At 48.0% G+C, this 19618-nt stretch carries 17 protein-coding genes and 1 pseudogene; 3 read left to right on the top strand and 15 right to left on the bottom strand.

The annotated features are described in order from the left end of the window. Window positions 1-60: 60 nt before the first annotated feature. Both H579_RS0101210 and H579_RS0101205 read left to right on the top strand, forming a co-directional pair. Entirely contained in the window at window positions 61-816 is a 756-nt protein-coding gene (locus H579_RS0101210; RefSeq protein ID WP_084623774.1) for a copper chaperone, read from the top strand. After that, entirely contained in the window at window positions 813-1241 is a 429-nt protein-coding gene (locus tag H579_RS0101205) for a hypothetical protein (protein ID WP_028299137.1), read from the top strand. Before H579_RS0101210 ends, H579_RS0101205 begins: the two co-directional genes overlap by 4 nt. A gap of 206 nt (window positions 1242-1447) precedes the next feature. Here H579_RS0101205 and der read toward each other — a convergent pair whose 3' ends face one another. From der to trmJ, 13 genes and pseudogenes are all read right to left on the bottom strand, one after another. Further along, window positions 1448-2872: a ribosome biogenesis GTPase Der gene (der, locus tag H579_RS0101200; protein WP_028299136.1), complete on the bottom strand. Its 1425-nt coding sequence runs from the start codon at window positions 2870-2872 to the stop codon at window positions 1448-1450. Window positions 2873-3071: 199 nt separating this feature from the next. After that, a complete protein-coding gene (gene bamB / locus H579_RS0101195) occupies window positions 3072-4220 on the bottom strand; it encodes an outer membrane protein assembly factor BamB (RefSeq protein ID WP_036564999.1) in 1149 nt (382 codons plus the stop codon). 2 nt (window positions 4221-4222) lie between these two features. Beyond that, window positions 4223-4870: a YfgM family protein gene (locus tag H579_RS0101190; protein ID WP_028299134.1), complete on the bottom strand. Its 648-nt coding sequence runs from the start codon at window positions 4868-4870 to the stop codon at window positions 4223-4225. A gap of 100 nt (window positions 4871-4970) precedes the next feature. Continuing rightward, window positions 4971-6251, bottom strand: coding sequence for a histidine--tRNA ligase (gene hisS / locus H579_RS0101185; RefSeq protein ID WP_028299133.1), 1281 nt, complete (start codon window positions 6249-6251; stop codon window positions 4971-4973). A gap of 169 nt (window positions 6252-6420) precedes the next feature. Next, complete coding sequence (gene ispG / locus H579_RS0101180) at window positions 6421-7533, bottom strand: flavodoxin-dependent (E)-4-hydroxy-3-methylbut-2-enyl-diphosphate synthase (protein ID WP_028299132.1); 1113 nt, start codon at window positions 7531-7533, stop codon at window positions 6421-6423. Window positions 7534-7590: 57 nt separating this feature from the next. Then, entirely contained in the window at window positions 7591-8730 is a 1140-nt protein-coding gene (locus H579_RS0101175) for a RodZ domain-containing protein (protein WP_028299131.1), read from the bottom strand. A 29-nt stretch (window positions 8731-8759) separates the two neighbouring features. Then, window positions 8760-9482, bottom strand: coding sequence for a type IV pilus biogenesis/stability protein PilW (gene pilW / locus H579_RS0101170; protein WP_028299130.1), 723 nt, complete (start codon window positions 9480-9482; stop codon window positions 8760-8762). A 186-nt stretch (window positions 9483-9668) separates the two neighbouring features. After that, the gene (rlmN, locus tag H579_RS23795) at window positions 9669-10841 is read right to left on the bottom strand and encodes a dual-specificity RNA methyltransferase RlmN (RefSeq protein ID WP_051227200.1); all 1173 of its coding nucleotides are present in this window, start codon (window positions 10839-10841) and stop codon (window positions 9669-9671) included. A gap of 256 nt (window positions 10842-11097) precedes the next feature. After that, window positions 11098-11527 (bottom strand): annotated as a pseudogene (gene ndk / locus H579_RS23790) (nucleoside-diphosphate kinase). Between the two features lie 246 nt (window positions 11528-11773). Continuing rightward, window positions 11774-12097 carry a HesB/IscA family protein gene (locus H579_RS0101150; protein WP_028299129.1) on the bottom strand — a complete coding sequence of 108 codons (324 nt, stop codon included), beginning with the start codon at window positions 12095-12097 and terminating at the stop codon, window positions 11774-11776. A gap of 93 nt (window positions 12098-12190) precedes the next feature. Beyond that, on the bottom strand, window positions 12191-13342 hold the full coding sequence (locus H579_RS0101145) for an aminotransferase class V-fold PLP-dependent enzyme (RefSeq protein ID WP_028299128.1): 1152 nt from the start codon (window positions 13340-13342) through the stop codon (window positions 12191-12193). 331 nt (window positions 13343-13673) lie between these two features. Continuing rightward, window positions 13674-14144: a Fe-S cluster assembly transcriptional regulator IscR gene (iscR, locus tag H579_RS23785; protein WP_036564997.1), complete on the bottom strand. Its 471-nt coding sequence runs from the start codon at window positions 14142-14144 to the stop codon at window positions 13674-13676. Window positions 14145-14394: 250 nt separating this feature from the next. After that, window positions 14395-15204: a tRNA (cytosine(32)/uridine(32)-2'-O)-methyltransferase TrmJ gene (gene trmJ / locus H579_RS23780; protein ID WP_051227199.1), complete on the bottom strand. Its 810-nt coding sequence runs from the start codon at window positions 15202-15204 to the stop codon at window positions 14395-14397. A 436-nt stretch (window positions 15205-15640) separates the two neighbouring features. Here trmJ and H579_RS0101125 point away from each other — a divergent pair, with 436 nt between their 5' ends. Then, the gene (locus H579_RS0101125) at window positions 15641-16435 is read left to right on the top strand and encodes an inositol monophosphatase family protein (RefSeq protein WP_028299127.1); all 795 of its coding nucleotides are present in this window, start codon (window positions 15641-15643) and stop codon (window positions 16433-16435) included. A gap of 279 nt (window positions 16436-16714) precedes the next feature. Here H579_RS0101125 and secF read toward each other — a convergent pair whose 3' ends face one another. Then, window positions 16715-17638: a protein translocase subunit SecF gene (gene secF / locus H579_RS0101120; protein ID WP_028299126.1), complete on the bottom strand. Its 924-nt coding sequence runs from the start codon at window positions 17636-17638 to the stop codon at window positions 16715-16717. Window positions 17639-17698: 60 nt separating this feature from the next. After that, a complete protein-coding gene (secD, locus tag H579_RS0101115; RefSeq protein WP_028299125.1) occupies window positions 17699-19549 on the bottom strand; it encodes a protein translocase subunit SecD in 1851 nt (616 codons plus the stop codon). Window positions 19550-19618: the final 69 nt, after the last annotated feature.

Genomic DNA, 19618 nt, shown 5'->3' with positions numbered 1-19618 from the left:
CCCTATGGCCCGGAAATATCCACGCAGAGATTAAAAGTATTTTGATACGATGACTTGATTATGCTGACAAATATCATAAAAAAAACGAGTGATTTCAATACCAGATATCCACACTGGCCACTCATTGCTATCGCACTTCTAGCCTGGGCTTACTACGCTATCGAAGCAACATTATTAAGCAATAGCAGTCATGCTCAACACCATACTCACCACAGCTCACCAACATTGATTACCAGTTTAACCAGCTGGATGCTGATGGTCTGCGCAATGATGCTGCCAATGCTAAGCAAGACAGCTCGTTTCATTCACAGCGTTACCCCACAATACAGACAAAACAGAGCTCTCCTATTATGTGTAATAGGTTACTCCTTTATATGGGCTTCTCTCCTCCTAACAGTTGAGGGCATCAGCCTAATAACCAAGCTACTGAGTATTGATACCAATATAAATAAATCAGTTCTAGCAAGCTTTGCTTTTTTGATCGTAGGAATCATCAACCAGACGAGCTATCGCAAGAATGCGGTATTTGCTTGCGGAAGTGCTCGAACCCCCAGAATCAATGGCTGGAAAGCAGATCTAGATACTTTTAAAATAGGATTACAAGAAGGAAGTAACTGTTTTCGATCCTGTGCTCATATTATGCTAGCTATGCTGACAACTTCACATAGTATCTGGCAAATGGCAATTATTACATTAGTCTTAATCTATGAGCGCGCTCAACTACCTAGAAAAACAAACTACTTGACTATACTGTGCTATCTATTTTCTACAGCATACCTTGTACTATATGTAAGCCAGAGATTGCAAGCCATATGAAAACCAAACAAGTATTTATTTCAGATAGCTCTAAGGATTTGTTACTAAATAATAAAAAACATACCCTACCACTTTATAAAATAAAAACCATAAAAAAATCAGATAGCCAATTATCTAAAGAGCTATCCTTAACCATATCAGGTATATTTTCTAGCCTATCACCGTGTATCTATGATATTCACCTGGAGTTTCCACCTTATTCTTTCTATATCGCTCCTTTTGCTCCATATGGGGCACAACCCAAAAGCCATAATAATCCATCAGGTTTACTCAGCACCATTTGTCTTGATGATATATTATCGGACGCAGAACGAGACCTGTTATTTTCAGCAGACTCAATATATGTAATATTTAAGGCTCAACAAAACCCTGATACGAGAAAATATATTTCTATAGAAAAAATACTAATAGAGAGCTGCTATTAATCTGGTACCTGATCGAGCAACGTGAAAAAGAGCAACGAAATTCAGACATGATAATTAAAGAAACAACATCATAATTATTATTGTATTTCTTTTTGAATCATGTGAGCAGGTCTCTTTCCTGTTTCTCTGAAAGCGGATTTCGATTGCTAAGAATTCCTGCCCCTACATTGATAGTAGGATCAATGTAGGGGGGACTACAAGAAACCTTACTTACGGCGCTTTTTACGATCAGTCCGCGCTTCTTTAGTCATCTCCAACTGACGCTGTTTTGCCTTCTGACGATCGTCTTTATCCGTCTGATCAAACGGATTATTACCAGAGCGGAATTCAAAGCGAATCGGCGTGCCTTTTACTTTCAACACCTTACGGAAAGTGTTAGTCAGATAACGCTTATAGCTCTCTGGTAATGCATCTGTCTGATTACCATGTACCACAATAATCGGTGGGTTCTTACCGCCCTGGTGGGCATACCTCAGTTTGATACGACGACCACGTACGATAGGTGGCTGATGCTCACGTACCGCGTCTTCCAGAATGGTGGTCAGACGATTAGTCTGCCAGTGACTCATTGCCGAGTCATAAGCCTTATTAATGGACTTATAGATATGGCCTACACCAGTACCATGCAACGCTGAGATAAAGTGCACATCAGCGTAATCAACAAACCCAAGACGACGATCCACATCTTCTTTGATCTTATCTTTTACATCACCATCAAGACCATCCCATTTGTTCACCGCGATCACTAGTGCACGACCACTTTGCAGCACAAAGTCCAGCAGGTGCAGGTCTTGCTCTACAATACCGGTACGGGCATCGATTACCATCACGGCGACGTTACACTCACGTACCGCTTCAAGAGTCTTGATGATCGAGAACTTTTCAGCGATCTCGGTAACATTTTTACGTCGACGGATACCTGCAGTATCAATCAGGGTGTATTCCTGATCATCGCGCTCGAATGGAATAGAGATCGCATCACGGGTGGTCCCCGGCTCATCGTAAACCACGACCCGGTCTTCGCCCAGAATACGGTTGACCAATGTCGACTTGCCTACATTAGGACGACCAATCACACCAATGCGAATGCCTTTATTCTTGAGCTGCTCATGTTCGGCTTCAGCATCTTCGTCCAGTTCAGGATAAGGCTCAAGCACGTGCTGAATCATCACGGTGACATTACGGCCATGAGCTGCTGCGATAGCAATCGGTTCATTCACCATGCCCAGCGCATAAAACTCTGCCATGGCTACATCAGGGTCACGACCATCGGTTTTATTTACGATCAACCAGGCTTCTTTGCCCTGCTCACGCAGGTGCTGAGCGATCATTTCATCGGCAGCCGTCAGACCGGCTTTGCCGTCTACCATAAACAGCACGATATCCGCTTCATCAATGGCCAGCAGTGACTGCTCTGCCATTGCAAAGTCGATGCCTTCTTCATCACCACTGATACCCCCGGTATCAATCACGATATAAGGCTTACCACCTACTTTACCTTCACCGTACTTACGATCCCGGGTCAGTCCGGCAAAATCAGCTACCAGAGCATCCCGGCTACGGGTCAGACGGTTAAACAGCGTTGATTTACCCACATTAGGGCGACCAACAAGTGCAATCACTGGGTTCATTTAAGATATCTTCAAATAATAAGGTGCTCTGAATACAGTTATCCTGAGCACGTTTAAACCGTTGATGCCCCGGGCCAAAGACCCAGGGCATCTCAATATATTCACAGGCATCGAGCCACTATCAAGATCGCGACTATCTTATGATTTGATAGCGATTTTATGGCGCTACTGTTTAATGGCACACGACATTGGAAAGCTGCTATTCCATCTCTTGCTGAATGGCTGCAATACGGCCGCTGACAGCTGTCACATACAAGGTGCCAGCAGAAACCAGCAGCTGTTGCTCAACACCTGTAGTATCCACCTGAATACGACCTATAATCTGGCCGTCGTCAGCGGAGATCAGGTGCACATAGCCTTCATAATCCGCAACTGCAATCATGCCTAACCAGACCACAGGTGCGGTCAGGCGTCGACCTTCCAAAGCGTCCTGGTTCCACAGTACGCTGCCTGAGCGATGATCCACCGCTATCACACGGCTTCCTTCATCAACGTAGAGCAGTTTATCTTTTGCTTCCACTACCGGATAAAAGCTGGAATCCTTGCGTTCCCATAAGGCACGACCACTGCGGGGATCCATTGCCATCACTCGTCCCTGATAACTGGTACTCACCAGCAGACCCAGGGAGCTGATAAACGGCTGAGCATCAATATCCACCAAACGCTCAATATCGGTTCGGCCGGAAGAGACAGCTACACGGGTATCCCACAGCATCTGACCATTACGATTATCCAATGCCACCAAACGACCATTGGCAAAACCCGCAAAGGTTACACCGGGAATCACACGAGGAGTCGAAGTACCATGCAGCGTTAGCAGTGGCTCAGGACTGCTGAAGCTCCATTTTACCCGCCCCGTAGCCAAATCTAATGCATAGATGCGGCCATCCGCAGTTTGTACGATCAACTGTTTAAACTGATCGTTCACCTGAGGTATAGACAGTACCTGGGTACTCAAGCGGGTACGCCACAGACGCTCTCCACCCTGAGCGGACAGGGAAACCAGCTCACCATTCTGGGTACCGACAAACAGCTGATTATCATGGAAAGCCAGACCAGAGCTGATATTTTCCTCAAGCTCTGCCTCCCATAGTACCTCACCGCTTTCTTTCTGCCAGGCACTCAGGTTACCTTCACGATCGATCCCGTAAAGATTGCCATCTGCAATCACAGGGACCTGCTGATAACCTAACTCCCCTGCTCCCTTACCAGAATAATCTTCCCACCTGATATCCAGCTCAACCTGCTGCTCAATTTTCTGCAGCGGTTTAGGTGGATATTTAGGCTCTGGCAAACCACCACAACCTACCAGAGTCATCGCACACAACAGGCCGAACCAGGGCTTCATGCTTATGCTCCACCCAGATCAGCGATTTTCATGTCCAGCGCAGGTCGACTCACACCAGCAGTAGCAAAGATCGCTTTAGCTTTTAAATAAGCGTCTTTCGCTTGCTGTTTTTTGTCCAGCTCAACCAAAAGATCACCTTTCAGCTCTTCCAGATCGCCACCATAGACCTTAGCTTTAATCGTGTTTGCCAGATCCAGCGCCTGCTGAGTATTACCTTGCTGCCACAGGATCTGGGCCTGGCGCAGAGCAGCCACTTCAGATACAGACTCATTAACAGCCGCCGTTTGCACCGCTTTTAAAGTGCTTAGAGCACGGTCCAACTCACCGGCGTTCATCTGTAGCTTAGCCTCAAATAGAGCGCCATAATTCGCATACAGGGTTTCAGGGAAATCAGACTGCAGTTGACCTGCCAGATGCTGAGCAGTTGCACTCTGTTCATCGCTCAGCTGCGGCTGATTGATCAGATCAACCAGCTGTTGATAAAGCACAGAGGCTGCCTCACCTTTTGCCTGCTCCTGAGACTGCCACCAATTCCAGCCACCCACAGCGGCAATAGCCAATACCACCGCAGCTACCAGCCCTTTACCATTCTCGGCCCACCACTTTTTCAGCAGCTCAACCTGTTCTTCATCTGTTCGTAACTCGGACACAGAATTTTCTCCTGTCTGTTAACGGATATGCCGGACTCCCTGTCAGACATCACCACTGACATCCTCTATGATGCCCTGTACTTTACCCTTTAGGGCAGTTTTAAGCGCTCAGGTTTTGCTGCAAAAATGCCACCAGGTCAGCCTGAGCAACAGTGACCTGCTCCCGATTTTCACGCATGAACTTCACTGCCACTTCATTATTGGCCGCTTCTGTCTCACCAATAATCAGCGCTACAGAGGCACCGGACTTATCGGCTTTTTTGATCTGATTCTTAAAGCTGCCACCACCACAGTGCATCTGGGTACGGAACTGAGTCTGCTCACGCAGTAGCTCACCCAGCAGCAAACCATGTTGAGCCATGCCTTCACCTACAGCAGCAATAAAGATCTGCGGTTGATTCGTCACAGACTCAGGAATCACATTCAGAGTTTCCAGCATCAGAATCAGACGCTCGATACCCATGGCGAAACCCACTGCCGGAGTCGCACGACCACCCAGCTGCTCCACCAGGCCATCATAACGGCCACCTGCACAGACAGTGCCCTGAGCACCCAGTTCCGTGGTGGTCCATTCAAATACGGTTTTGCAGTAATAATCCAGGCCGCGTACCAGACGAGGATTCAGCGTGTAGTCGATACCGGCGGCATCCAACATGGCACACAGTTGCTCGAAGTGATCTTTGGACTCCTGATCGATGTAGTCATCAAATACCGGAGCACCATCTAAAAGTGCCTGAGTATCAGGATCCTTACTGTCCAGGATACGCATCGGGTTGGTATCCAGGCGGCGTTGGCTATCCTCATCCAGCTGATCCTTACGCTCAGACAGGAAAGCCACCAAAGCTTCTTTATACTCTGCACGGGCTTCGGAAGAACCCAGAGAGTTCAGCTCCAGTGTCACTGCATCATAGATACCCAGCTCTTTCCACAGACGGGCGCTCAGCATAATCAGCTCAGCATCTACATCCGGGCCTGTCATACCGAAAGTTTCCACACCAATCTGGTGAAACTGACGATAACGACCTTTCTGAGGACGCTCATGGCGGAACATAGGACCGAAGTACCACAGACGCTGAATCTGATTGTACAGCAAGCCATGTTCTTCACAGGCACGCACACAGCTGGCGGTACCTTCAGGACGCAGGGTCAGGCTGTCACCATTACGGTCCTCAAAGGTGTACATCTCTTTTTCTACGATATCGGTCACTTCACCGATAGAACGTTTAAACAGAGCGGTCTGCTCAACAATCGGTGTACGAATCTCCTGATAGCAGTAACGCTTTAGCAGGTTTGCCACTGTACCTTCCAGATACTGCCAGGTGGCGCTTTGTTCCGGCAGGATATCGTTCATGCCGCGAATGGCCTGGATTTTCTTAGCCAAAATCGTCTTCCCGTAATCTTATGTTTTATCTGTACTTTAAATCGCTTATTTATCACGACTGTCTTGTTGATGACAGCTCAATTTCACTGGAAACCCAGGCAATAAAATAAGCCGATAAAAAACGAGCAGTGTGTACACTGCTCGTTTACTTAACTAGATGAAAAAGTGTTTAAACACTTTTTACGATGAGCTGCTCATCTGCTGCTTCTTTCTTTCTGGCCTGCTCGCGAATCAGAGTTTCCAATTCCGCTGCCAGATTTTCATTACCCAATTTCTGGGCCGGTGTACCATCGATATATACCAGATTAGGTGAGCCACCGGTCAGCCCCAGAGACACCTCTTTGGCTTCACCCGGACCATTGACGACACAGCCAATGACAGCCACATCCAGTGGTGTACGTACATCTTCCAGCCGTTGCTCCAGCTCATTCATCACGCCAATCACATCAAAGTTCTGGCGTGAGCAGCTTGGACAGGCGATAAAGTTGATACCGTTACTGCGTAGCTTCAGGCTTTTCAGTATATCAAAGCCCACTTTAATCTCTTCAACCGGATCGGCCGCCAAAGAAACACGAATGGTATCGCCGATACCATCCATCAGCAGCATGCCCAAACCAACGGAAGATTTCACCGTACCGGAACGTAAACCTCCGGCTTCGGTAATACCTAAATGCAGGGGCTGCTCAATCTGGTCGGCAATTTTACGATATGCAGCAACAGTCATAAAGACATCTGAAGCTTTCAGGCTTAACTTAAACTCCTGAAAGTTCAAGCGATCCAGAATATCGATATGGCGCATGGCCGATTCCACCAGGGCATCCGGCGTTGGCTCACCGTATTTTTTCTGCAGTTCCTTCTCCAGAGAGCCCGCGTTAACACCAATACGAATCGGAATATTCTTATCCCGGGCAGCATCAACCACACTGCGTACCCTGTCGTCACTGCCAATATTGCCAGGGTTAATACGTAGACAATCTACACCCAGCTCTGCCACTCGTAGCGCAATGCGGTAATCGAAGTGAATATCTGCAACAAGAGGAATATTCACTTGCTGACGGATTTTACCAAAAGCTTCTGCAGCATCCATGGAAGGCACAGAAACCCGAACAATATCCGCACCAGCATCCTGAATAGCTCGTATCTGAGCAACCGTGGCATCCACATCACAGGTGTTAGTATTGGTCATACTTTGCACAGAAATAGGTGCATCACCACCTACGGGTACGTCTCCCACCATAATCTGGCGGGATTTACGACGTTTAATTGGAGATTCGAAGTGCACAGAACTGTCTCTCAGCGTTATTACTTAATCTCGTGGTTAACCAGTCAAGCCTGAGGCTTACTGGTTATCAACATCTTCTGCTTTACCCAGTGACATACGGGCAATGTTATTGCGGTTAGTATGAGGCTTCAGATCAACCACTTCTCCCAGATAAATAACCTCTGCCCCAGTGGCATTACCGATCATAACTTTAAATGGCGGCAGACCTGTGACAACAGATTGCTCACCCGGTTTTTTCAAATTGTTCACTACACGAATACCACGGGCGTCACTGATCTCAACCCAACACTCAGCCGAGTAGTTAATCACATAGCGCACTAAGCCAGCCGGCACAGGATCCAAGACTGGAGCAGGATTTGTGGCCTCGGCAGCATTCAATTGCTCAGTATCTTCTTCAGCATTGGCTGTAGCAGTATTGGTTTCCAGGGCGGTATTTGTTTCAGGGGTGGTATTTGTTTCAGGAGTAGTATTCGCTTCGTCAGAGGTATTACCACCGCTTTCTGAAACTACTTCCACAGTATCATCAGAGGCTTCAACTGCAGCATCACTTTCTGCACCGTCTTCATCTGTAATAGACGTATCATCTTCGCCGCTTCCATCTGTAACCGTACTACCTTCAGCTTCTGAGTCGGTGCTCTCTTCCACAACAATTTCGTCTACAACAGAATCATCTGCACCAGCTAGATCCATTTGGGAGATAACCGTTTCTCCCTCGGATGTTTCTACGGTGACAGTATCACTTAATGACACATTAATCGGGTCAATACCATTACGACTCTGCCACCACAGAATAGATAAGCCAACAATAGCCGCAATCACAATGAGAGTGGTGTATTTAATCAGTGGGTCAGAGAAGCTACGCTGAGGTTTGATGGTTTCAACAGGCTTATAGCGACTTTCCGGTTTTTTTTCTTCAGTACAGATCTTGTTATACGCTTCAACCACAGGCTCTGCATCAATACCGACCAACTTGGAATAAGCTCTCAGATAGCCACGGATAAAAGTGGCACCAGGCAGTTGAGCAAAATCGTTGGCTTCAATCTGGACGACAAAATTGTGCTTCAAATTTAATTGCTTAGCCACTTCATCTGTCGACATGCTTTTTCGTTCACGCCCTTCCTTCAGCAAATCCCCTGGCATCATCTGGGTTGGGGTATCTTGCTGCAGTTCATCCTGTTGGCTTATTGTCTCGGTCATGATCGGAAAAATCCTTGAGATTTATTCTTTTATTGTTTCAACCGGGCCAGCTCAGCAGACAGACGCTTAAACTCTGCCTGTTTGCCCAGAATCTCGGCTAAGTTAATGCCTAACATTAAACTCCGTTCAGTCGTTTTGGCAACTTTGAAATGTTTCTGCAGGTAAACCCAAGCCTCTAATGGCTTGTTTTGTATCTCTTTTACCTCAGCCATCTCCAATAACGCCCGCGCTGAATGCTCATTAAGATCCAGAGCCCGGCGAAACGCCTGTTCTGACTCCTGCCATTGGGCACGCTGTCGTTCACACAAGCCCAGATTTTCAAACGCTAACTGACGGTTGAAGTATAAGGTATCAGATATAGTTATCTTTAACTGTTGACAGGCCTCATCATAACGTCCGTTTGCGTATAAAAAAGCTGCAAAATTGTTGCGAGCGACCGAAAATGGCTTATCACCAGATAATGCTTGGCGGAAGTTGTCTTCAGCCAAGGCTGTTTCACCCTCGGATTGATAGACCAAAGCCATACCGTGTAACGAATCAGGAGCCCGGCCATCCAACGCGAGAGCCTTGATAAACGCCCGTTTAGCTCGCTCCAGGTTTTGCTGTTCAAGATAAGCAAAACCGAGCTCGGTATAAGCGGTAACACTACTCTGGATGTCAGCTTGACTACGGACAGGTGCTTCTGGCTGAGCCACACAGGCAGCAATCAGCAAAATTGATGCAACGCCTACGACTTTAAACCCCTGCCTCATTTTGCTTACGCTCCAGACGTTTATACTAAACGTTTATACCAAGTCGAAATATCCGTTTTCTCTTGCATCCAGTAGACCCAAAGCGTTAATAAAAGTTTCCTGAACGCTGAGCTTACCAAATGATATCGCCCTGGCACTCAAATGACACAGGGCTTCAGTCCGTATATGACACCGTATGCAAAACGACTAGGCTGGAGTAGACCCGCTGTTCGGCGTATCGTGAATCTGCACCGCATCAATAATCTGAGCATTCCCCATCTCGCCCTGGTCAGCATACTTGGCGCTACGACGGGTTTTATCCATCACCTGTCCAACTAACTGGCCACACGCCGCATCAATATCGTCACCACGAGTGCTGCGCACCGTCACCACATAATTGGCATCAATTAACGCATTCTGGAAGCGCATGATAGCGTTACGACTCGGTCGGCGATAGTCATTATTTGGGAAAGGATTAAATGGAATCAGGTTAATTTTACAGTCAAAGCCCCGTAACAGCTTGATTAACTGACGCACATGCTCCGGCTGATCGTTAATCCCTGCAATCAAGGTGTACTCAATGGTAATAGAACGGTTGTCACCCAGTGTATCCAAATAACGGTTGCAGACGTCCAACAGCTGCTTAATCGGGTACTTACGATTGATAGGCACAAGCTCATTGCGCAGCTCATCGTTGGGCGCGTGCAGTGAGATTGCCAATGCCACATCGGTACGGCCGATCATCTTCTCAATGGCCGGAACTACACCGGAGGTACTCAGGGTGACACGGCGCTTGGACAGACCATAACCCCAGTCGTCCAACATCAGTTCCATGGAGTCCATCACCGGCTCGAAGTTCATCAGCGGCTCACCCATACCCATCATCACCACGTTGGTCACGGGGCGATTGGCAGAGTCAGTACGCGGACCATAGGAACGCTGCGCCACCCATACCTGGCCAATAATCTCAGCCGGAGTCAGGTTACGCTGGAACCCCTGTTTACCGGTGGAGCAGAAGCTACAATCCAGTGAACAACCCACCTGTGAAGACACACACAGTGTACGACGCTTATCATCCATCGGAATCAAAACGGTTTCGATACAACTGCCACCCTCTACCTTCAACACCCATTTACGAGTGCCATCTTCAGAAAAGTCCTTATAGACCACTTCCGGGCCACGAACCTCTGCAATCTCTTTCAGCTTGGCACGCAATACCTTACTCAGGTTAGACATTTCATCGAAGTCATCCACGCCATAATGATGAATCCACTTCATCAGCTGAGTCGCGCGAAAACGCTTCTCACCAATGGAATCAAAAAACGCTTCCATCTGCGATTTGGTTAAACCGAGTAAATTGGTTTTAGTCTGAGTGCTCATAGTTCTCACCGGTGCCCAGGTTGTGTTTTAAGCTCGTGAAAGGCCCATATTATGAAGGGGCTGAGTCATTAAAAGACAAGCTGAAGGTTAAAAAGTGGCAACCTGAAAAAATTGCAGGAAAGGCATTTGCCGGAACCACAAGCAGCCACAATAAAGTGGCTGCCAGTGTTCTGGTATAAAACCAGCGGATAAGTCCCTGAATCAAACGCAAAAAGCGTTCAAAACTGCCGGGAAGGCATCAGGGACAAATCAGATATTAGCCGCGTGGGCAGATCTCTTCAGCGTTGAAGAAGTAAGCCACTTCGCGCTCTGCAGAAGCAGGAGAATCAGAACCGTGTACCGCATTCGCATCAATAGACTCAGCGAAGTCACGACGGATAGTGCCTTCAGCAGCTTCTTGCGGGTTAGTTGCACCCATCAGATCACGGTTTTGAGTGATTGCGTTTTCACCTTCCAGAACCTGAACAACAACTGGGCCAGAAGTCATGAAAGCCACCAGATCACCAAAGAAAGGACGCTCTTTGTGCTCAGCATAGAAACCTTCAGCCTGCTCTTGAGACAGGTGAACCATCTTAGCAGCAACAACTTGCAGACCAGCATTCTCGAAACGAGCAATGATCTGACCAACAACATTTTTTAGCAACAGCATCAGGCTTAATGATGGAAAGAGTGCGTTCTACAGCCATTGGAAACATCTCCAGCGTCTAAAATCAGTGAATTAAAAAGATAAAAGTAAAAACCCGCGCAGTATACGCAGATTAATAGCAAATTGGTATGGATAGTGCCCGTCAGAGTGTAAAAAAAACGCTAAAAAAGCACGCCTATGTACAAACCTGGCTCATGACTGCCTTTTTTACGCCAAACTCAACCGGGAAAGGCTTGAGAAGAAGCGTTTAGTCACCAGCACAGGCAACCCTTTGCACAAGACGGGTCTAGACGTTAAAGCTCTCACCGCAACCACACTCGTCTTTCACATTCGGGTTATTAAAACGGAAAAAGCTGTTCAGACCCTGAGTGACAAAGTCCACTTCGCTGCCGTCCAGAATATCCAGGGCTTCAGGATCGATAATGACCTTAACATCGTGCTGCTGAAAGACGTGATCACCACTGGCAATCTCATCAGCAAAATCCAGCACGTAAGAGTAACCTGAACAACCACTCGGCTTGACCTTCACCCGTAAACCTTCGCCACTGCCCCGTTCCTGCAGACACTTTTGAATATGAGCCGCAGCGGGTTCTGTAATTGTTACTGCCATAGCAGACTCCTTAAATCTCTCGCTCCAAGCAACGAAGCACTCGAAATCAACTTAATCGTTAATACACACCGCCAGCTAATGATCAAAAATAACTCAGCTACGCAGTGCAGTCACTGCAGTGACAATGGTGTTCACTGCCTGTTCAATCTCTTCTGTGGTAGTAAAACGCCCCATACTCATACGCAGAGAGCTTAATGCTTGCTCCCTGTTTAAACCGATACCACTTAATACATAAGAGGGGTCCACATTGGCTGAGTTACAGGCTGAACCCGTGGATACCGCCACCTCTTTAATGGCCATCAGCAGGGACTCGCCCTGGCCACCGATACCACCAAAACAGACGTTAATAATTCCAGGAAAACCCGACTCGAAATCACCATTAACGCTGATATCACCTAAGACAGAAATACCCTGCCAAAGTTGCGTTCTCAGCGCCTGCAAATGCTCCAAATCCTGCTCACGACGCTCATCAGCCAATACAAAGGCTTCTGCCATACCCACAATCTGATGCGTCGGCAGAGTACCGGAACGCATACCCCGCTCATGACCACCACCATGTATCTGGGCTGCTACCTTCAGATCAGGATCACGACGCACATACAGCACACCAATGCCTTTAGGCCCATAGATCTTATGGCCACTGAACGACATCAGATCCACTGGCAGTGTTTTTAGATCAATCGTCAGCTTGCCGCCAGCCTGAGCCGCATCCACATGAAAAACGATATCTTTACTACGCAGCAGCTCGCCAATAGCAGCAATATTATTGATGCTGCCCAGTTCGTTATTAACGAACATAAAAGACGCCAGAATAGTTTGCTCGGTAATCGCCTCTGCCACCTGCTCCGGCTCAATCACACCTTGCGCATTCGGCTGCAGATAGGTCACCTCAAAGCCCTGCCGCTCTAACCAACCACAGGTATCCAGCACAGCCTTATGTTCAACCGCTGAGGTAATAATATGATTACCACGACTGCGGCGGGTTTCCGCTACGCCTTTCAGTGCCAGGTTATTTGACTCCGTTGCGCCTGAGGTCCACACGAGTTCACGGGCGTCACAGTTCAATACCTTAGCAATCTGCAGACGACCATTCTCCACCGCCTGCTCCGCAAACCAGCCCAGCATATGGGCGCGGGATGCCGGATTAGCAAAACAACCGTCCGGAGTCAGGTACTCCATCATCTTTTTAGCAACCGCCGGATCAACAGGGGTGGTTGCTGCGTAATCGAGATAAACCGTTTGCATAGGGCTATTTCACCAAATTCAATACAGCAAAAATTCAATCATCCTGATACCGTCAGGACCCGCTCGCTCCAATCTGCATCCCTCTACTCAATCAATCCGACCGACTTGAACAATCCGAAAAACCAAGTTATCAACAAGGACCTAGAGACAAAGCGCTATATAAGAAAAATGAGGTGAAGCATACCGAATCTACCGACTAAAACCAGTGCCACTGAGCGCCCAATCAATAACTAAAGCAAGGTTATTACGTGCTTAATAGACAATTACGTACTTAATAGACAATAAAGCCAGGGCTGGCCTGGCTTTAAATACACGGCACGCTCAAAAAAGCTTACATCAGCGCAACTTGAATTTTATCCCTCGAGTCCTTATTCAAGCCACAAGCCTCACGAGCAGCCTGCTCATGTTGCAGCACCAACTCACCTAAACTGATACCACTAAGAAAATCATGAATCTTGTCACTCAGCTGACACCAGAGATGATGGGTCAGGCACTCTTTACCATCTTTACAGTCGCCCAAGCCACTACAACGGGTCGCGTCAACTGATTCATTGACCGCATCAATTACCTGAGCCACAAAAATATCATGACTGTCGCGGCTCAGCTGATAACCACCACCCGGGCCACGCACACTGCTAACTAACTCATTACGACGCAGTTTGGCAAACAGCTGCTCCAGATAGGACAAAGAAATCTCTTGCCGCTTAGAAATATCCGCCAGGCTCACCGGCCCCTCGGTAGCGTGCAAGGCCAGATCCAGCATTGCGGTCACTGCATAACGACCCTTGGTTGTCAGCCTCATGGTGATATCCCCAGTATAATTCTATTGCTTGTAATAATGGCTTAACTTACATGGCATTATGCAAACACCAAGCATTTTGGTCAAGTATAGCAATAAAAACTAATTCATCAGATAAGTAAGAATCGAACTTCGCAACGAAATAAGTGCTTACTTGCATTTTAATTTTTGCGCTTAATGGATAAACAGTCGACAAACAACCACCTATCCCGGAACGACAACCCTATCGACCCAACAACCAGACTCGTTGAGCTTAGGATTCCTTTTTATCCGCAGCCGCATCCGAAACCACAGCTGAGTCCAAAGTTGAATTTTGAACGGGATCTTGTACAGATTTCTGTACCGCCGTCAGAATGCCGCGCAGGATATTCAGCTCTACCTTATCCAAACGGGCGCGCTGATATAAACGCCGCAGTTTTAGCATCAACTGTTGAGACTGCTCAGGTTTATAAAAGTCGATATCGATCAACGTCTGTTCCAGATGTTGATAGAAACGCTCTACATTCTGGCCATCTGCCCACTCAGTATCCCACTCCTGCTGCCAGTCTGGCTCTGCAACAGATTGACTGTCCAACCAGGCAACACGAACTTCATAAGCCAACACCTGAACGGCGGCCGCAACATTCAGAGAGCTAAAACTCTCTTCGGTCGGGATATGAACATGGTAGTGGCACAGGGCCAGCTCTTCATTAGTGAGCCCACGATCTTCACGACCAAATACCAAAGCGACCTTCAGATCAGGCTGTTGCCGTAAATCCTGTTGAATCCGCGCCGACATCTGACGCGGTGAGATCAAAGGCCAGGACAGATGACGCTGACGGGCACTGGTGCCTATGACCAGCTGACAATCCGCAATCGCTTCCTCCAGTGTAGCAACTACCTGCGCCTGCTCCAGAATGTCATCAGCACGGGAACTGCGGGCATTGGCCTCTGGATCAGGAAAGCGCTTGGGCTCTACCAAAACCAGATCCGACAGCCCCATATTTTTCATGGCACGGGCCGCCCCACCAATATTACCTGGATGGGTGGTATTTACTAATACGATTCGAATCTGGTCCAGCATATCATCACAGTTAAACCCTATGAGCGCATTTAATTCAGTAGACACTTACATCTTAGTCGCTATGGACATCTGAAAAGACGCAGACACTGGACATCCCAGCTATATCTGAGTCAGAGATGACAAACAGGGTTTAACAGAGCCTCCTATTAAATGGTGAGTGTGAGCGGGTATTAACCACGATGGCAACAAGAACGACAAAAAAAGTCGCAAAACAGAGATCCCTTGATAGCCTAAACGACTAAAAAAAGGAAAAACAAAAGGATATCAAGGCTGTAAAAAAATACCTGCCTAACTATGAAACCCAATGACCATGGTAACAAAAAAATCGGCGCTAAAATTTACAAAAACTTATCCATAAAAGACTCGATTTCAAAAAATATTCTGTTATTATCTGCCGCCCTCGTTCTTTAACAATGTTTCATCTAACGGTATTCGCATGCATCCAATGGTTCAATTGGCGCTGCGCACTGCGCGTAGTGCTATGCAAAATTTTCAGCGTATCAACGAGCGTTTAGACCACGCCCGTGAAGATAACAAGGTTGAGCAACTGCTGGAAGATACAGCTCGTTCTGTAGAAAGTTTTATTATCAAGCAGTTAAATCGCGCTCATCCAGAGCATAGCTTTAAAGGCCACTTTGAACGCCCTATCACCGGTGAAGGTGAAGGAAAAGACATTGTCTGGATCGTGCATCCTGCCCATGGATGGAACAATCTAAGCCGCTCTCTTCCCATGAATGCGGTTTCTATCAGCATCGAAATTAAAGGCAAACTGGAGCATACTGTTGTCGTGAATCCTATCACGGGCGACGAATTTTATGCTTCCCGCGGCCGTGGTGCTCAGCTCAACGGTCGCCGCCTGCGCGCCAGTGGGCAGCGCTCGCTGGATGCAGGAAAATACTCTTTGTCACTGCCAGCTATTGAAAACCGTGCCCGTAACTTCCCAATTTATATGGCACTGACCCAACAAATTGGCCAGGTTGCTGAAAGCATGCACGCATCAGGCTGTACTCTGTTGGATCTGTTAAACACAGTCGCAGGCTTCACTGATGCCAGCGTTGTATTCGGCGCAGACGAGACAGAGATGAAGATTGCAGCTCTGTTCGCAAAAGAGAGCGGCTCACTGATAGGCTCTATTGATGGCAACCCAAATCTGCCTCAGGATGGCAACCTGCTGCTGGCAAACCCTAAGATGTACAAGGTAATCCTACAGCTTGTCAAAATCCACCTGTAAGTATTAAAACAACACTTACGGATGTGATTTAACCCATTTAGCTTTCTTTCTCTACGAAAGCCGACGCCCCAGCCAACTCACCGGCTGGGGCGTTTTTTATTGCCTAAAGAAAAGGCTGGATGCCTGAGGCTAGAGGCTGGACGGGGTTCGAGTCAATCACTGTCTTTATCCAATCACCTAGCTCCAGAGACCTGACAAACCTGACAAATCGCAGGCATTAAAAAAGGCCGACTCTTTCAAGCCAACCTCTTTTATTTATCTAGCGATAGCAGAAAGCACTTATGGACGATCGTCCAGCACCTCACCTTCTTTCTCTGGCTGCATCAGATCTTCACGATCGATACCCATCACTAACAGGATATTGGCTGCCACATAGATGGAGGAGTAGGTACCTACCAACACACCCACCAGCAGAGCAACGGCAAAGTTATGAATCAGCTCACCACCAAAGAAGAAAAGTGCGAGCAGAACCAGGATTGTTGTCAAAGAGGTAATCAAGGTACGCCCCAGCGTCTGGTTCAGGGAAACATTGATAATCTCAACAGAATCTCCGGTCCGCAGACGACGGAAGTTCTCACGAATACGATCCGCCACTACGATGGTATCGTTCAGCGAGTAACCAATCACTGCCAGTACTGCGGCCAGCACCGTCAGATCAAAGTCCAACTGCAGGATGGAGAACAGCCCCAGCATGATAATCACATCGTGCGCCAGTGCCGCAACTGCTGCAACGGAGAACTTAAACTGGAAGCGTAGCGCGACGTAAACCATCACCAGGGCCAGGGCTAACAGCATGCCCATGCCACCTTGATCACGCAGTTCTTCACCCACTTGCGCACCCACAAACTCAGCACGCTTTAGCTCAACGGAATAGGTGTCGTTCTGCTTAATTGCCGCCAACACCTCGTTACCCACTGTCGGAGAAAACCCCTGAGCCAGCCGCACCAGCACATCACGGTCAGAGCCAAAGTTCTGCACTGTCACATCTTCAAACCCAGCATCTTCCAACTGGGTTCTCAGCGCCTCCAGCTCAGGAGCCTGTTCAAACACCACCTCAACCAGGGTACCACCGGTAAAGTCCAGCCCAAGTTTCAACTGATTGACCGCCAGCGAACCAATAGAGATCACCAGCAGGATAATAGAGAAAATTCCAGCGATTTTGCGCTTGGCCATAAAATCGATGGAACGATTGATACGAGACATAATATTATCTTCCGTTATGTCCGGGACTGAATTCAGCCCCGGAACGGTGTTTCAATCCGATCAGATCGACAGCTTCTTCAGCTGACGGCCACCATGAGTCACATTCACCAAGGCTCGGGTTACCATGATCGCGGTGAACATGGAAGTTAGGATACCCAGCGACAGTGTCACCGCAAAACCTTTCACCGGACCAGTACCCACCGCAAATAGAATCACGGCGACCAGTAAAGTCGTCAGGTTAGCATCAAAAATGGTCACAAAGGCTCGTTCAAAACCCGAGTGAATCGCCATCTGCGGCGACATACCATTATTAAGCTCTTCTTTTATCCGGGAGAAGATAAGCACATTAGCATCCACCGCCATACCCAGCGTCAAAACAATACCGGCAATACCCGGCAACGTCAGTGTCGCCGACATCATGGACATCAAGGCTGCCAGCAATACCAGGTTCGCAGTCAGCGCAAGGTTCGCAATTACACCAAAGCCTTTATAGAAGGCCAGCATAAAGATTACGACCAGTGCCATACCGATCTGTACCGAGGTGACGCCCAGCTCGATATTTTCTTTACCCAGGCTAGGGCCAATGGTGCGCTCTTCAACAAAGTAGATTGGCGCAGCCAGAGAACCGGCACGCAGTAACAGCGCCAGCTCAGAAGCTTCACCCGGTGCATCCAGACCTGTGATACGGAAGCTGTTACCCAGGGCGCTCTGAATGGTCGCCAGGGAGATAATATGCTTCTCAACGTATGGCAGACGCTGCTCAATCTTCTCGCCCGCTTCTTCTACGATACGGGTTTTCACCTTGTGCTCAACAAACACCACCGCCATGCGACGACGGATATTGTTACGGGTGGCACGGTTCATCAGCTTACCGCCCTGGCTATCCAGATCGATATTTACCTGAGGCACACCGTTTTCATCAAAGGCAGATTGCGCATTGGAGACGCTGTTACCTGTGATAATAATATCCCGTTCCAGCGTCGCTTCACGGTTTGGATTATCACGGAAGGCAAACTCTTCGGTATCCAGGCTGCTGCTATCGGAACGGGCTTCCAGACGGAATTCCAGGTTAGCCGTAGCACCTAAAATACGCTTAGCCGCAGCAGTATCCTGCACACCCGGCAGCTCGATTACGATACGGTTACGCCCCTGACGCTGAACGATCGGCTCAGAAACACCCAGTTCATTCACACGATTACGCAGGGTAGTCAGGTTTTGTTTTACCGCATAGTCTTCGATATTACGTACAGCCACTTCCGACAGCTGCAGCTCCAGATAGAAGCTGTCACCGTCTTCACGCTCGCTCTGAGTAAAGTCAGAAAATTCATTACGCAGCAGGAACTTAGCTTTTTCCCTCAGCTCTTCATCTTTAAAACGAATGCTGATCACACCCTCATCACGGGTGATACGACGATAACGCAGACGCTCGGTACGCAGCAGCGTCTTAATTTCGCTGACATAAACTTCGTTACGCTGAGCGATGGCTTCCTTCATATCCACTTCCATCAGGAAGTGCACACCGCCACGCAGGTCAAGACCCAACTTCATTGGGCCAGCACCGATATTCGTTAACCACTCTGGGGTGGTAGGAGCCAGGTTCAGGGCTACAACGTAGTTTTCACCCAAAGCCTGCTGAATAATGGTTTTTGCTTTTAACTGATCGTCATCGCTGTTGAAACGAATCAGACCGTTATTGTTTTCAATCGTCTGGCCAAAGTAGCCAATACCGGCACTATCCAGCGCCTTAGTGACCTTATTCAGCTCGTTGTCAGTCACCTGAATCGAGCCGCGCTGGCTGGTTAACTGCACAGCTGGGTCATCTGGATACAGGTTTGGCAGGGCGTAAACTACACCCATCGCCACAACCACGAAAATCAGCAGATATTTCCAGAGGGGATATTTATTGATCATGAGCTGTTAGATTCCTTAAAAACATCCGCGTAAAAATCGAACTGCCGGCAAATGCCGGCAGTCTGGGAT

The sequence above is a fragment of the Oceanospirillum beijerinckii DSM 7166 genome, assembly GCF_000422425.1.
Lineage (GTDB): Bacteria > Pseudomonadota > Gammaproteobacteria > Pseudomonadales > Halomonadaceae > Oceanospirillum > Oceanospirillum beijerinckii.
The sequence above is the reverse complement of the archived record's forward strand: the minus strand, read 5'-3'. Positions and strand labels throughout refer to the sequence as shown.

Bases quoted from the DNA above. Each gene is read 5' to 3' on its own strand.
- H579_RS0101210 (WP_084623774.1), top strand. From the start codon at position 61: ATGCTGACAAATATCATAAAAAAAACGAGTGATTTCAATACCAGATAT.
- H579_RS0101205 (WP_028299137.1), top strand. From the start codon at position 813: ATGAAAACCAAACAAGTATTTATTTCAGATAGCTCTAAGGATTTGTTA.
- der (WP_028299136.1), bottom strand. From the start codon at position 2,872: ATGAACCCAGTGATTGCACTTGTTGGTCGCCCTAATGTGGGTAAATCA.
- bamB (WP_036564999.1), bottom strand. From the start codon at position 4,220: ATGAAGCCCTGGTTCGGCCTGTTGTGTGCGATGACTCTGGTAGGTTGT.
- H579_RS0101175 (WP_028299131.1), bottom strand. From the start codon at position 8,730: ATGACCGAGACAATAAGCCAACAGGATGAACTGCAGCAAGATACCCCA.
- pilW (WP_028299130.1), bottom strand. From the start codon at position 9,482: ATGAGGCAGGGGTTTAAAGTCGTAGGCGTTGCATCAATTTTGCTGATT.
- rlmN (WP_051227200.1), bottom strand. From the start codon at position 10,841: ATGAGCACTCAGACTAAAACCAATTTACTCGGTTTAACCAAATCGCAG.
- H579_RS0101150 (WP_028299129.1), bottom strand. From the start codon at position 12,097: ATGGCAGTAACAATTACAGAACCCGCTGCGGCTCATATTCAAAAGTGT.
- H579_RS0101145 (WP_028299128.1), bottom strand. From the start codon at position 13,342: ATGCAAACGGTTTATCTCGATTACGCAGCAACCACCCCTGTTGATCCG.
- iscR (WP_036564997.1), bottom strand. From the start codon at position 14,144: ATGAGGCTGACAACCAAGGGTCGTTATGCAGTGACCGCAATGCTGGAT.
- trmJ (WP_051227199.1), bottom strand. From the start codon at position 15,204: ATGCTGGACCAGATTCGAATCGTATTAGTAAATACCACCCATCCAGGT.
- H579_RS0101125 (WP_028299127.1), top strand. From the start codon at position 15,641: ATGCATCCAATGGTTCAATTGGCGCTGCGCACTGCGCGTAGTGCTATG.
- secF (WP_028299126.1), bottom strand. From the start codon at position 17,638: ATGTCTCGTATCAATCGTTCCATCGATTTTATGGCCAAGCGCAAAATC.
- secD (WP_028299125.1), bottom strand. From the start codon at position 19,549: ATGATCAATAAATATCCCCTCTGGAAATATCTGCTGATTTTCGTGGTT.